Source organism: Pseudoxanthomonas sp. PXM02, from assembly GCF_014851805.1.
Taxonomy (GTDB): Bacteria; Pseudomonadota; Gammaproteobacteria; order Xanthomonadales; family Xanthomonadaceae; genus Pseudoxanthomonas_A.
In genome coordinates this window covers 175,709-189,955 of the sequence record NZ_JACVAK010000002.1, presented here as the reverse complement: position 1 = coordinate 189,955, position 14,247 = coordinate 175,709, and the positions used below count along the sequence as shown (strand labels likewise).

Here is a 14,247-nt window from a genome sequence, read left to right as displayed (position 1 = left end):
CGACGCAGCCCCGTCGCCTGCCGTCCACGCACGCACGGGCTGCGTCATCGAGGGTCGCTTTCTCGTTGGCAAGGCAGCGCGCTTCGTTCGCAAGGAAGATTGCCTCGGCTGCGCACCTTTCTGGTTCGGGGACGAGGCCGTTTTGCGTGTCGCCTCACGTGGAAGCCTCGATCCCCTGCACCTTTCCGGTTCGGCAGCGAGGATGTTTTCCTCGTCGTCGAGATGCCCAGTCTCGTGTACGACGCGATGAACTTCGTCATCGCACCTTTCTGCTTCGCGAGGCGAAGAAATCTTCCTCGCCAGGGATTCTCCGAGGCTGGCGCACGAAGAAACTTTCTTCGACGGCGCACCTTTCTGGTTCGACTCCGAAGAAAAATGCCTCGTCGTCTCACATGAAAGCTTCGGGCACGCCCCTTTCTGGTTCGGCGTCGAAGAAAGTTTGTTTGTCATCTCAGCTTCGAGCTTCGCTGCCGGAGAAATTTTCTTCGTCGACTCAGTCTTGAACTCCGACGCCGAGGAAATTTTCTTCGTCAGCTCACTTATGAGCTGCGTGCACGGAGAAAATTTCTGTGGCAGCGCACTTTTCTGGTTCGACGGCAATGGGGGTTTGTTGATCATCCGAACGGACAGCCTTAATGGCGAACCCTGGAGGCGCCTATCGCGCACGCGAAAAAGAAGACAGAACGCAGCCCCCCTCACCTGCCTTCGGCATCCTCTCCCCCGCAAGCGAGGGAGAAGAGAAAGCGAAGCGGCGCTCTGCCCAACCGGACCCATGTGGTCTTACTCCGGTGTTCCGAATGCATCCAGCGCCAGATTCAGTTCCAGCACATTGACGCGCGGCGCGCCCAACACACCGAACTGGCGTCCTTCGGTGTGCTGAGCAACCAAGCGCTCGACTTCGCTGACGGACAGGCCGCGCACACGGGCAACGCGGACGATCTGGATGCGGATCGCCTCTGGCGACAGATGCGGATCGATGCCGCCGCCGGACTGCGTCACCAGATCACCGGGCACGTCGGCGGGCGCCACGCCTTCACGCGCAGCGACGGCAGCACGCGCTTCGTCGATGCGCGCACGCAGGTCGGGATTCGTCCGCGCCTGGTTGCTGCCGGCCAGCGCCATGACGTCGTAGCGGGCGGCGGACGGGCGCGACTGGAAGTAGCGGTCATCGGCGAACGGCTGCGCGACCAGTGATGAGCCGATCACCTGGCCGTCGTGCTCGATCAGGCTGCCGGTGGCCTGATGCGGAAACAGCACGCGACCCAGGCCAGCACCCGCCAGTGAATACAGCAGGCCGAAGCCGAGCAGCGTGACCAACGCCAGCATCACCGAGGCGCGCCAGACGGGCGTGGAAGAAAGCGTTGAAACGTTCATGGCAATTCCTCAGGCGCCGGTGACGGCGGCCAGCAACAGGTCGATGAGCTTGATCGCGACGAACGGCAGCAGCACGCCACCCACGCCGTAGACCAGCATGTTCCGGCGCAGCAGCGCGGTGGCGCCGGCCGGGCGGAAGCGCACGCCGCGCAGCGCCAGCGGGATCAAGAGCGGGATGATGATCGCGTTGAAGATCAGCGCGGCCAGCACGGCGTTGGTCGGGCTGGACAGCTGCATCACGTTCAACGCGCCCATCGAGGGAATCGCCGCCGCGAACAGCGCCGGCAGAATGGCGAAATACTTCGACACATCGTTGGCCAGCGAGAACGTGGTCAGCGCGCCGCGCGTGATCAACTGCTGCTTGCCGACTTCGACGACCTCCAGCAGCTTGGCCGGATCGGAATCGAGGTCGACCATGTTGCCGGCCTCCTTCGCCGCCTGCGTGCCGGAGTTCATCGCCAGGCCGACATCGGCCTGCGCCAGCGCGGGCGCGTCGTTGGTGCCGTCGCCGACCATGGCGACGAGACGGCCACCAGCCTGCTCCTGGCGGATGCGCGCCAGCTTGTCTTCGGGGCGCGCCTCGGCGATGTAGTCGTCCACGCCCGCTTCGGCGGCGATGGCGGCGGCGGTCAGCGGGTTGTCGCCGGTGATCATCACCGTGCGAATGCCCATGGCGCGCATGTGGGCGAACTTTTCCTTGATGCCGTGCTTGACCACGTCGGAGAGTTCGACCACGCCGAGCACGTGGCTGCCGTCGCTGACGACCAGCGGGGTGGCGCCGTTGCGCGCGACCTGTTCGACGCGGGCGTTGAGTTCGGCCGGTGCGTTGCCGCCGAGCGCCTTGATGTGCGCCAGGATCGCGTCCATCGCACCCTTGCGGATCACGCGGACATGGCCGCGGCCGTCGTCGGGAAGATCGACACCGGACATGCGCGTGTGCGCGGTGAAGGCGACGAACTGCGCCCGCTCGGGATCGGCCAGCATGGCGCCCTGCTCGCGCGCCAGCTTCACGATCGACTTGCCTTCCGGCGTCGGGTCGGCCAGCGAGGACAGCATGGCGGCGTCGCGCAGCTGTTCGCGGTCGACGCCGGCCAGCGCATGAAACAGCGTGGCCTGGCGGTCGCCATGGGTGATCGTGCCGGTCTTGTCGAGCAGCAGCACGTCGACGTCGCCGGCCACTTCCACCGCCTTGCCCGACTTGGCCAGCACGTTGGCAGCCAGCGCGCGGTTCATGCCGGCGATGCCGATGGCGGGCAGCAGGCCGCCGATGGTGGTGGGGATCAGGCAGACCAGCAGCGCGATGAGCAGCAGCGGATCGAGCCTGGCGCCGACGAAGCCGGCAATGAACGGCAGCGAGACCACGACGATGAGGAAGGTCAGCGTCATCGTCAGCAGCAACAGGCCGAGTGCGATCTCGTTCGGCGTCTTCTGGCGGTTGGCGCCTTCGACCAGCGAAATCATGCGGTCGAGGAAGCTGTGGCCGGGCTCGGCGGTGACCTTCACCACGATCTCGTCGGACAGCACCTTGGTGCCGCCGATGACGCCGCTGCGGTCGGTGCCGGCTTCGCGCAGCACGGGGGCCGATTCGCCGGTGACGGCGGACTCGTTGATGGTGGCCAGGCCCTTGACGATTTCGCCGTCGGCCGGAATCTGTTCGCCGGCGGAGACGATGACGTAGTCGCCGGGTTTCAGTTCGGCGGCGGGCAGGCGACGCTCGGTGCCGCCGAGCGGCGTGTCGATGCGACGCGCGACCAGGTCCTTGCGGGCGCGACGCAGCGACGCCGCCTGGCCACGGCCGCGCGCTTCGGCGACGGCTTCGGCGAAGTTGGCGAACAGCACGGTGACGAACAGCAGCACGGTCACCGACCCGCCGATGCCCGGCGTGGTGGTGCCGGCCAGGGTGAGGCCGGCGGTCAGCAGCGTGCCCAGCCAGACCACGGCCATGACCGGGTTCTTGAAGGCGTGCTGCGGAGCCAGCTTGGTGAAGGAGCCGATGACGGCAGCGCGGAAGCCCGCGCTGTCGAGCAGGGCCGGCGCGCGGCCGGCGGAGCGTGAGGAGGAAGAAGTCATGTCGGTGTTCTCAGAGCGCGCCCAGGGCCAGGTGGTCGGCGACGGGGCCGAGGACCAGCACGGGCATGAACTGCAGCAGGGTCAGGATGACGACCACGGCGATCAGGGTGAGCGCGAAGGTCGGGGTTTCCACCTGGAGGGTGCCGGGGCCTTCGGGCGCGGCGCGCTTGCGCGCGAGCGAGGCGGAGATGGCCAGCGGAATGATCAGCGCGGGATAGCGGCCGAGGATCAGCATCAGCGTGGTGCTGAGGTTCCACCAGTACGTCGCATCGCCGAGGCCTTCGAACCCGGAACCGTTGTTGGCGAACGCCGAGGTGTACTCGTAGAACACCTGGCTGATGCCATGGAACGACGGATGGGAATTGCCGGTGATCGACGGCACGGCCAGCGTGATCGCGGTGAAGGCCAGCAGCGCCAGCGGCTGCAGCAGCACCAGTGCGGCGAGCAGCTTCACTTCATGCGCTTCGATCTTGCGGCCGAACAGTTCCGGCGTGCGCCCGGTCATCAGGCCGGCGAGGAATACGCTGAGCAGCAGATAGACCAGGAACTGCTGCAGGCCGCAGCCGATGCCGCCCCAGATCGAATTCACCAGCATGTTGCTGAGGGTCACCAGGCCGGTCAGCGGCGCCAGCGAATCATGCATCGCGTTGACCGAGCCGTTCGAGGTCTGCGTGGTCACCGCGGCCCACAACGCCGACGGCGCGTCGCCGAAGCGGACTTCCTTGCCTTCCATCAGCGCGATGTCGTTCGATGTGGCGGAGTAGCTCTCCGACCACAGCGCCGCGCCGGTCGAGATCGCCGACATGGTCAGCATGGTGCCGAACACGAGCGCGGTGAACTTCCTGCGACCCGTGAAGCTGCCGACCATGAAGGCGATGCTGATGGGGATCAGGATGATCGCCAGCGTCTCCAGCAGGTTGGAGAGCGGCGTCGGGTTTTCCAGCGGCACGGCACTGTTGGGGCCGTACCAGCCACCGCCATTGGTGCCCAGCTGCTTCACCGCGACCATCGGCGCGACCGGGCCGACGGCGATCTTCTGCCCGGCCATTTCCGCGCTGGCGTCGATCGGCGTGGCGACCGGACCGCCCTGCAGCGTCGACGGCACGCCCTGCCAGGTCAGCGCCAGCGACCACGCCAGGCACAGCGGCAGCAGGAAGCGCACGGTGGGACGGATGACGTCGGCCCAGTAGTTGCCGACATCGGCGTCGCCGTTCGTGTTCGCCGCCGCCTTCTTCTCACGCCCACCGAACAGACCGCGCAGCGTCGCCGCGACCAGGGCCAGGCCCATCATCGGCGTGACCACCTGCAGGCCGACGATGCCGGTCATCTGCGCCAGGTGCGACAGCTGCGACTGGCCCGAGTAGTGCTGCTGGTTGGTGTTGGTCAGGAACGACACCATGGTGTGCAGCGCCAGGTCCCAGCGCATGTTGGGCGCGTCGTTGGGATTGAGCGGCAACCACGCCTGCGTCATGAAGACGAGCCAGGCCAGCACGCCGACGACGAGGTTGCTGGCGAGGAAGGCGATGGCGTAGCCCTTCCAGCCCATGCCCTGCGCCGGGTCGACGCCGAGCAGGCGGTACAGGGGGCGCTCGATGACGCCGAACAGCCGGTCGCCGCGCATCGGGGCACCGCGCATCACCGCGGCCAGGTAGCGGCCCAGCGGCCAGCCCAGCGCGATCGCGAGCGCGAAAACGAGAAGGAACTCAGTCATGGGAGTCGTCCATCGGCGCACGTGCGCGCCGCGTGATCAGCAGGAACATCAGGCCGGCGCCGGCGAGCACGCCGGCGAGCGACAACGACAGATGCAGGAAGTCGGTGAACATGGCGGCACTCAGAACGCGGCCTGCAGGGCGGCTTCCACGCGGGAACCCGCCAGGTCGGGGAACAGCGTCTTGGCGCTGCGGTCGGTGGCGTGCGCGGTGACGCGCAGCTCGAACGGCGCCTTGAACGCCCACACGGCACCCAGCTGGGCGTGCGAGTAGCTGTCGTCGTAGGCGTCTTCCAGCCAGTAGTGGCCGACCGCGGCCTCCAGGCGGACCTGGTCGTTCAACGGAAACTTCGCGCCGAGCTGTGCGTAGGCACCGGCTTCATCCGTGGCCAGGGCGTCGTTGGAATAGCCCAGCTGCGCCCAGTAGTTCTGCTTCCACGTCAGCGTGCCGATGGCCTCGGTCCAGTTGAGGTCGACGGTGGTGGACGGATAGCGGTAGTGGGTCAGGTTGACGTCGAGCGTCCAGTCGTCGGCAACGTTGCCGCTCCAGCCGACGATGAAATCCAGTTCGCTGCTGGCCTTGGTTTCCGGGGCGAACTCGACGTTCGAACCCCAGATCGACCCGTACAGGCCGTTGTCGGCCGTGGCCTTGAAGCTGGCCTGCACGGCCGGGTCGCCCTGGGTCTGGGTGGTGCCGCGCCAGACGTAGTCGGTGGTGATCGCACCGGACCCGTTGAAGGTAGCAGCGCTGGCGGACGAGGCCGCGGCCAGCAGCAGGCCGGCAGCGAGGGCGGAAACGACGAACGCAGGCCTGCGCCTGCGCGAAACGGAAGAGAGGGAAGACATGAGTGCGATCCGAGGCGGAGGAGTTCCGCCGACCGCGAAAGTCTGTTCCCGGGTCGCGTAAAGCCGCTATGCGCTGCGGCGGGCGCGCCGTAAATTCGGCGTAAAACGCGCGCCCGGTGTCAGCCGGAGGCGCGCGTCTTGCTGTGGCGGCCGAGCACGTGGTCGGCGTCCTGGTCGAACGTGGGCGCGGCGAACGGTGCCGGACCCGGCGTGCGGCCGAAGGCGATCGGACGCGTCACGCCGCGGTAGCTGCCGACCACCGGATGCGCGATCTCCGCCACCATGTCTTCGGCCAGCACCTGCGGGTGCTCGAACATGTCTTCCACACGCCGCGCCGCGGCGCACGGCACCTCGTCGCCGAAATGCGCTTCCCACTCCTGCGCGGTACGCGCGAGCAACGCGTCGTGCAACTGCGGGACGATCTCGGCGGCGTGTTCGGCGCGCTTGCGCACGGTGTCGTAGCGCGGATCGTCGGCCAGCGCGTCCAGCCCGGTCAGCCGGCACAGCGCCTTCCAGAAGCGCGCGGTGTTGGCCGACAGATACAGATAACCGTCGCGTGCCGGATGGATGCCGGTGACGCCGCCCGAGCGCATGTCGCGGCCGATGTCGAGCGCTTCGCCTTCGGCCCAGATCATCCGCGCCGACTGCATGGTCAGCGCACTGCGCAGCAGCGAGATGCCGACGAACTGGCCCAGCCCGCTGCGCTCGCGTTCGTACAGCGCCGACGACACGCCGGCGGCGAGCAGCGCGGCGGCGTAGTAGTCCACCACCGAGCCGTAGATGATTTCCGGCGCCCCGCCGCGCTTGCCCTGCAGCGTGCACATGCCGGTCATGGTCTGCAGCACCTGGTCGTAGCCGGCCTTGTCCTTCATCGGGCCGGTCTCGCCGTAGCCGGTCACCGCGCAATAGATCAGCCGCGGGTTGATCACCGTCAGGCTGTCGAAATCGATGCCCAGCCGCTTCGGCACGCTGGGGCGGAAGTTGTGCACCAGCACGTCGGCCTCGCGCACCAGCCGCAGCAGCGCGGCGTGGTCGGCCGGCTGCTTCAGGTCCAGCACGACGCCCTGCTTGCTGCGGTTCACGCCGAGGAAGGCGCGGCTTTCCTTGTCCAGCGTGGACGGGTACTGGCGCAGGTTGTCGCCGTCGGGCGGCTCGACCTTGACCACGTCGGCGCCCTGGTCGGCCAGCAGCGTGCAGCCGTAGGGACCGGCGATATAGGCGCTCAGGTCGAGCACCTTGACGCCGCTCAGCGGCCCGGCGGGGCCGTGGCGCCGGGGGGCGCGGAAGGGAGAGGCAGTGTCCATGGGAAGAGGCTCCTTCAACCGCCACCTGCTGGTCGGGGACCAGTCTGGTGCAGGCGGTGCAGCGGATACAGTCGGCCGCCGTAGTTTCTGCGGCCACAAATTCTTGCGAGCGCGTGCGCGTTCATGCCGGCGGCAGCGACAGCCAGGTCAGGCGCCAGGCGCCGTCGACGCGCCCGCCGGTGCGGTAGTACGGCCAGAACAGCAGCGGCGGCCGGTAACCGAGCTGCAGCGCGATGCCCGGACCGTCGCCATCGTCGGCCACCGGCAGCACCTGCAGCCAGTCGTCCTGCGGGCCGTCGGGCAGGCGGATGGTTTCTTCGGTCTTGAAGCCGTCGACCAGCTCGGTGGCGTACACCAGCGGCCCGCGCGTCAGCCCGACGTAGTGCAGGTCCAGCACCTGCTGGCGCACCTCCGAACCGTCGGGCGCGCGCGATTCCTGCACGTTGCGCAGCGCCTGCCGGTGCAGCGCCGGCCGCAGCGGGAACAGCAGCTGCACCTGGTCGCCCGCGCGCCAGTGGCGGCGCACCGCGACGAACGTGCCCGGTACGACCGGCCCGCGCACCGCTTCGCCGTTGACGGCGACAGTCGCGCCCTCGGCCCACGACGGTATCCGCAGGCGCAGCTCGAACGTGGCGTCGCGCTCGGGCTGTACCTCCAGCGAGATATCGCCTTCGAACGGATAACCCGTGTGCTGGCGCAGCACCAGCGCGTTCGCCGCCGGATGCGTCAGCGTGGCCTCGCCCGGACCGTAGAGCTGCACACGGACGACGTCGCCTTCCACCGCGTAGGCGAGCGACGGCAGTTCCTCCAGCGCCATCGCGCCGCTGGACTTGCAGCAGCGCCAGTAGGTGGTGTGCACGCGGCGACCGTTCGGGAACGAGTAGTAGCACCAGTCCTCGCCGTCGGGCGCGAATGCGCCGAGCAGGTCGTTGTAGGCAGTGCGTTCGATCTCTTCCGCATAGCGCGCCTCGCCGGTCAGGCGCAGCAGTTCGCGGTTGAACTGGATCCACGACAGCAGCGAACAGGTTTCGACATAGGCCAGCGGACTGAAGGTGCCGCGTGCGTTGAACACCTCGCGCGAGCGGTGCGCCACGCCGCCCCACGGACCGCCGCCCAGGGTCAGGTGGTACTGGTGGATGTTCTCCCACATCGCCTCGACGGCGGCACGCAGCGCGGCATCGCCGGTGGCGCGGCACAGCTTGACCAGACCCACGAGATTCCACAGCAGCTGGTAGGCCTTGCCGGTGGCGATCTCGGACGCGTCGGCGCCCGCTTCGATCGCAGGCAGCAGGCGCAGCGCGGGATGCGCATTGGCCTGCGCCAGCACCTGCTGCGCCAGCGCGAGGAAGCGCGGTTCGCCGGTTTCCTCATGCAGTTCGAGCGCGGCGTCCATCAGCACGGTGGCCGACATGCCGTGGTGGTTGCCGAGCGTGGTGATGTCGATGCCGTCGGCCAACGCGTGCGCGCACAGGTCGGCGATGCGGGCGGCGGCCTGCGTGTAGCGCGCATCGTCGAGCGCGCGCGCCGTCTCGATGAAACCGAGGATGAGGTAGGCGTGAACCCACATGTCCCAGGTGCGCAGGGCCGGCGCGCCGTCCCAGCTGGGCGGCTTCGGCGGCTGCGGTTGCGTGAAGCGTCGCTCGGGTGCGTAGGTGCCGAGGTAGCCGTCGTCTTCCTGCACGGACAGCAGGTAGTCGGCGACCTCGCGCAGATGAGCACCGAGTTGGGCATCGCCGCTGCGGGCGTAGGCGCGCGCGGCGGCGGACAGCCACTTGCCGGCGTGTTCGCCGTACCAGTCGCCCTCGGTGTTCTGCGCGCGGTGCGCGGGCGCGAACAGCGCGATGGCCGGACTGTCGGGACCGGTGATGAAGTGCGAGAGGCGGCCGCGCCGGTTCGCGTCGAGGGCGTCGCCCAGCAGGCCATGCAGGCGGATGTCGTGGGGTTTCATTGCTTGAGGTACCTGGCGAGCTCGTCGATCTGCCGGGCGCTGAGGCCCTGCGCATGCGGGCGCATGACACCCTGCGTCAGCGCGTCGACGATACGGGATTGGGAACGTGAGGCGACGACCGCACGCGGAGGAATATTGCCTTGCGGATGGTCGTGGCAGGCGGCGCAGCGCTGCGTGTACAGCGTGGCGGGTGTGGCGCCGGCGAGCGTGGGATCAACCACGACGGCGGTCTTCTTCTCGGCGATGGGCAGGCGATCGGTCACGCGACGGCCACCGGCCCCGAAGGCCTGGATGCGATCGGTACCGACGAAGACCTGGCCGCCACCGAATGCCGGTTCGTTGTACTTGCCGCTGGTGAACAGCTCGCCGGGCGCGCTCTGCCAGACGATGGCCAGCGATTGTGCGTCGAGCGCATACAGCACCGGTCGCGGCGCATCGGCACCGTGCAGCGACGCGGAGCGCGGCGCGTTCTCGTCGAGGATCCACACCAGGGCGTCATCCGATCCACGGCTGGTCACGACCGGTGAGCCGGGATTGCCGAGCACCAGCGACGGATGCGCCCTGTCGATGCGCAGGAACGGGGCGTCGGGCGCGGACCGGTCCACGCGCAGGCGCACCACGGACGGCGCGATGCTGGTCGACGAACCCGGCGCCTGCTTGGTGTTGCCGGTGACGTAGACGTAGTCGGTACCGTCTGCGGCGCGATACATCGCCGGCACCGAGCGCGCGCGGGCGAGGTCGAGCGCGGCATCGTCTTCCGAGTACGGGCCGAACACGTTGAGCGGACCGCGCGTGCCGAATGGCCGCTGCGGCGTCGGCGCAAGCAGAGAACCGTCGCTGGCCGCATCGGTGCTGCACGGCGGACGACGGTCGAGCTTGCCGGGCAGGCGATCACGGTCGAGCAGATAGACATTGCCCTGCTTGCCGCCGACGGTCATCAGCCTGCGCGTGCCGCCTTCGTCGCCGGCCGGAAACAGCGCGACACCGCCGGAACCGAGATCGATATCCCGCTCGGCGCTGGTGCAGTAGTTGAACGGCGTGTAGGTGCCGCGCAGCGCGAAGCCGCCCTGCCCGGTCGACGCCAGCTTCAGCACCGACTGCGCCCAGTCGCCGTCCGAATCCTGGTAACCGCCGAAGCCGCTGCCGGTGACGGCATAGACATGCCCATCCGCGTCGACCGCGGGCCCACCCGCGCCCCAGATGCCGCCGCTGCCCCGGTGCGGCATGGCGACCGCAGCGAAGGCACCGCTGACGCGTGCGCGACGCGTATCGACCGCCGCGATCCAGCCGGTTTCCGATTCGCCGAATACGACATAGAGCTGCGCGCCGTCGGGACTGAGGTTCAGCGCGCCGCGTTGCACGCGGAAGTCGAACTTGCGCTTCGGCGGCACGCGCGACGGACCGGCGTTGGCGTTGAGGTCGTTGAAGGTGGCCTCGTCGAGCTTCACCGGCCAACCCGGCAGCACGCGGCCGCTGCCAAGCTCCAGTGCGTAGGCCTGCCAGCGGTTCGCCGGATCGCAATGGGTGACGTACAGCCGACCCTGCGCGACATCGATCACCGGCGTGCTCAGGATGCCGGTCGGCACGCCATCGAGCGGCGCCGGCTGCAGCCGGCAGGGTTCGCCCAGCCGCGTCTTCCACAGGATGCGTCCCGGCGCGACATCGCCCTGGCGCGCGGCGTTGATGGCGTAGACGTGGCCGTTGTTGCTGGCGGCGATGACGACATCGAAGCGTTCGCCGGTCTGTGGCCCGCCGGTGATCGCCAGCCGGTCGACGTACAACGGCGAGGCGTAGAGGCGCGCCCCGCTGCCGTTGTCGGCATCGAGCGTCGGCGATTCCCAGACCAGGCCGAAATCCCTGGCGCCGACGACGGCCGGCGTCAGCGTCGACTCGTCGCGACGCCAGCCGGTACGCGCGGCATCGACATGGAACGTGGCGCGCCGGACCGTGCCGGCATCGCCGATCGGCGACGGCGCGCGCGAGGCCCCGGCGGGAATCGCAGGCGCTTCCACCGTATCGGCATGCGCGCTCCACAGGATGGCGTTGAGCAGCACATGCCGCACCGAAGGTTGCGACAGCGCGGCGAGATAGTGCGCGCCGCTGAAGACCACACCGCGTCCGCCGTCGGCGCGCTCATGGGTCCAGGCGACGTCGGTGCGTTCGGCGACATTGTCGAGCACCGGCTGGCCATCGCGGAACTGCGGATGCAGTACGGCCTGCAGCAGCGGCGTGCGCTGGCCGTCGCCACGGAAGGTGGGATAGAACTCGTCGCGGTAGGAAAAGGCCTTCAAGCCTTCCGTCACCGGATGCGACGCGGACGGTTCCAGCGTCGCCCACTGGGTCGTGCGGTCGAAGGTGCCGACGCGCACGGCACCGAGCCAGCGCGCAAGGCCGAGGTCCTCGCCTTCCGGCACCGTCGACGCCTGATGCAAGGCGACGACGCCGGCACCACGCTGCATCGCGGCCTCGAACGCAGCGCGATGGCTCGCGTCACGCAGCGGATGCCTGTCGAGTCCGTCGAAGTACAGGACGACGGCGTCGGCCTGCGCGAGCGCGGCGGGATCCGCCGGCCAGCCATCGGGATAGGCCTGCACGCGCACGCTTGCGCCCTGCTCCAGCATCGCCTGCAACTGGCGGATGCCGTCGGGATAGGCATGGCGACCCGGCCCCTCGCTGGCGGGACCGCCGATCAGCACGACGGTCTTCGGCTCACCACCGCATGCGGCGAGCGCGCAGGCCAGCAACGTCATCAGCGCCCACCGGCGCGCACGCAGGATCCAACGCGCGCACCGGAGCGGAATCACGCCACGTCCACCACGCAACGGAAGCCGATACGGCCGGAACGATCCTTCGACGGCGCCATCAGCAGCAACTTGCCGTGCTGGTCCAGGCGCTTGGCCTGCGGGAAATACCAGTGCGAGGTGCGCGGCTCGTAGTCGCTGCCACCGCGCACGATGGCGGCGCGCGTGTGGTCGTCGTGGAATTCGTCCGTCCACTGCCACACGTGCCCGACCAGATCCATCACGCCGAACGGGCTGGCCCCTGCGGGATACGCGCCGACCTCGGCCGGCGGCGGCAGCACGCGACCACGGAACACCGGCGGTGCGGCATCGTCGCGCCAGGCATCGCCCCACGGATACAGGCGACCATCGGCGCCCTGCGCGGCGTACTGCCATTCCCAGCCATGCGGCAGGCGCTTGCCGGCCCACGCGGCGTAGGCGCGTGCATCCTCGATCGACACCCACGTCACCGGCCTGTGTTCCCAGCCGGCCTGCGGTGCGCCGTCGCGCCAGTCGCGCAGGTAGTTGCCCGTGTCCTGCGGCGCATAACCGGTCGCATCGACGAACGCCTTGTACTGCGCGTTGGTGACCGGATGACGGTCGATGTGGAACGACGCCACCTGCATGCGACGGCGATGATGGCGGCGCGCGGTCGGCTCCCACGGGAACTGCACGTCGACGCCCTCCCACACCTGCCCCTCAATCTCGATGCCCTGCACGGCGAACAGGACCTCGCCGGCCGGAATCGTCACCATGCCGTCCGGCGCGGTGGCCTGTGGCGGGGTGGGTGCGATGGCCTGCAGCGTCTGCGGCAAGGCGGTCCACTTCGCGGAGAGCGAGGCCAGCGGCGTCCCGGCTTCCTTCGCCATTTCCGCGAGGAAGGAGTCAAGGCCTTCTTCCTGCACGCCGTCGCGCAATGCCAGCAGCGCGCCGAAGCCGCGGCCTTCGAGTGTCGTTTCGAGGATGGCGTTGCCGTCGATGATGCGCGGCTGCAGTGTCGTGCCGTTCCACAGGTCGAGGTAACGCGTGCCGTCGACATGCGGTACCGCAAGTTGCTCGCCTTCGATCGGATATTCGTGGCGGTTGACCAGCGTCCACACCGTGCGCCCTTCGCCCGGGAAGCGGCTGGCGAAGATGCCGGCCTGCAGCGTGCGCTCGTACGGGCGCCAGTCGAGGCTGACGAACAGCGACGGGAAGCGACGATAGATCGCGGCGATGCGGCGCAGCGAGGCGGCATCGCGCGGGGTCAGCTGGTTCCACAGGCCCCAGACGTTCTCCCACGCGTTGTAGCCGACGCCGTTGAAGAAGATGTACTGCAGGTCGTGGTTGCGGTCGCGACCCCAGCGGTTCTCGTAGTTGATCATGTGGCGCGGTTCCAGCCACTTGAACTTGGCCACCGGCGGCACGACCTCGTTCGGCGCCTTCTTGCCCCAGCTCTGCACGTTCCAGATCAGGTGTTCCTCGGCGCTGATCGTGGACTCCGGCTGCACGACCACCGGATGGCCGAGCGCATCGCAGGCATCGAAGAACGCGCGCGGCACACCGTTGTAGGTATCGCCGTTGATGCCGTCCGCACCGATCGCGACGACGATCTTCGCGATGGCCTGCCAGTCCGGCTCGCCTTCGTCGCGGGTGCCGTTGTCCCACGGCATGGTGGTGAGGAAGACGCGCACGCCGCGGCGGTGGAAATCGTCGACCGCGCTGCGCAGGCCTTCCAGTCCGCCCGGCAGGCTGCGCGCCAGGTCGAACTGGTTGCGGTCGTCCACGCCGATGTTGGGATACACGCACCACAGCAGCACGCTGTCGAGTCCGCCGAAGCGCGTTTCCAGATCGTCGAGGTAGCGGTCGACCGTGTAGCGGCCGGCGACGGGATCGTAGAGGTAGCGGTCTTCGACCATCACCTGCGCGTGCACGAAGTTGCGCTGCGCCCACTGCAGTTCCGGCCGGCGGTAGTTGGCGTCGTCGTAGCCGATGCGGGTGAGGTGCTCGCGGCGCCAGTCCTTCAGCTCGGCGACCCAGTCGTCGGCCGAGGCGTTGGCATCGATCTTCCATTGGCCGATGTCGGCGAACGGCCAGCCCGGCGCCTTGCCCGGCGTGGGCAGGTAACGCTGCGTGGTGACGTGGGAGAACTTGTATTCGGTCTTCACCGGCGGCGCGCGATCTTCGTCGTGCGATGGGGCGGGCGAAGCATCGGGGGACGTGGGGAGGGTCATGGCG

At 68.7% G+C, this 14,247-nt stretch carries 8 protein-coding genes; all 8 read right to left on the bottom strand.

The annotated features are described in order from the left end of the window. Positions 1–780: 780 nt before the first annotated feature. The 8 genes from kdpC to IB225_RS09535 all read right to left on the bottom strand — a co-directional run bounded on the left by kdpC (position 781) and on the right by IB225_RS09535 (position 14,243). Positions 781–1,374, bottom strand: a complete 594-nt coding sequence (kdpC, locus tag IB225_RS09570) for a potassium-transporting ATPase subunit KdpC (RefSeq protein ID WP_192311040.1) — start codon at positions 1,372–1,374, stop codon at positions 781–783. A gap of 9 nt (positions 1,375–1,383) precedes the next feature. Beyond that, the gene (gene kdpB / locus IB225_RS09565) at positions 1,384–3,444 is read right to left on the bottom strand and encodes a potassium-transporting ATPase subunit KdpB (protein WP_192311039.1); all 2,061 of its coding nucleotides are present in this window, start codon (positions 3,442–3,444) and stop codon (positions 1,384–1,386) included. A gap of 10 nt (positions 3,445–3,454) precedes the next feature. Continuing rightward, positions 3,455–5,155: a potassium-transporting ATPase subunit KdpA gene (gene kdpA / locus IB225_RS09560; protein WP_192311038.1), complete on the bottom strand. Its 1,701-nt coding sequence runs from the start codon at positions 5,153–5,155 to the stop codon at positions 3,455–3,457. Between the two features lie 120 nt (positions 5,156–5,275). Next, positions 5,276–5,998, bottom strand: coding sequence for a TorF family putative porin (locus IB225_RS09555; protein WP_192311037.1), 723 nt, complete (start codon positions 5,996–5,998; stop codon positions 5,276–5,278). Between the two features lie 119 nt (positions 5,999–6,117). Beyond that, positions 6,118–7,302, bottom strand: coding sequence for a CoA transferase (locus IB225_RS09550; RefSeq protein ID WP_192311036.1), 1,185 nt, complete (start codon positions 7,300–7,302; stop codon positions 6,118–6,120). A gap of 121 nt (positions 7,303–7,423) precedes the next feature. After that, the gene (locus IB225_RS09545; protein ID WP_225583671.1) at positions 7,424–9,250 is read right to left on the bottom strand and encodes a beta-L-arabinofuranosidase domain-containing protein; all 1,827 of its coding nucleotides are present in this window, start codon (positions 9,248–9,250) and stop codon (positions 7,424–7,426) included. Continuing rightward, entirely contained in the window at positions 9,247–12,000 is a 2,754-nt protein-coding gene (locus IB225_RS09540) for a ThuA domain-containing protein (RefSeq protein ID WP_192311035.1), read from the bottom strand. Before IB225_RS09540 ends, IB225_RS09545 begins: the two co-directional genes overlap by 4 nt. Before the next feature lie 50 nt (positions 12,001–12,050). Then, a complete protein-coding gene (locus tag IB225_RS09535; RefSeq protein WP_192311034.1) occupies positions 12,051–14,243 on the bottom strand; it encodes an SUMF1/EgtB/PvdO family nonheme iron enzyme in 2,193 nt (730 codons plus the stop codon). Positions 14,244–14,247 lie beyond the last annotated feature (4 nt).

Bases quoted from the DNA above. Each gene is read 5' to 3' on its own strand.
- kdpC (WP_192311040.1), bottom strand. From the start codon at position 1,374: ATGAACGTTTCAACGCTTTCTTCCACGCCCGTCTGGCGCGCCTCGGTG.
- kdpB (WP_192311039.1), bottom strand. From the start codon at position 3,444: ATGACTTCTTCCTCCTCACGCTCCGCCGGCCGCGCGCCGGCCCTGCTC.
- kdpA (WP_192311038.1), bottom strand. From the start codon at position 5,155: ATGACTGAGTTCCTTCTCGTTTTCGCGCTCGCGATCGCGCTGGGCTGG.
- IB225_RS09555 (WP_192311037.1), bottom strand. From the start codon at position 5,998: ATGTCTTCCCTCTCTTCCGTTTCGCGCAGGCGCAGGCCTGCGTTCGTC.
- IB225_RS09550 (WP_192311036.1), bottom strand. From the start codon at position 7,302: ATGGACACTGCCTCTCCCTTCCGCGCCCCCCGGCGCCACGGCCCCGCC.
- IB225_RS09545 (WP_225583671.1), bottom strand. From the start codon at position 9,250: ATGAAACCCCACGACATCCGCCTGCATGGCCTGCTGGGCGACGCCCTC.
- IB225_RS09540 (WP_192311035.1), bottom strand. From the start codon at position 12,000: ATGACGTTGCTGGCCTGCGCGCTCGCCGCATGCGGTGGTGAGCCGAAG.
- IB225_RS09535 (WP_192311034.1), bottom strand. From the start codon at position 14,243: ATGACCCTCCCCACGTCCCCCGATGCTTCGCCCGCCCCATCGCACGAC.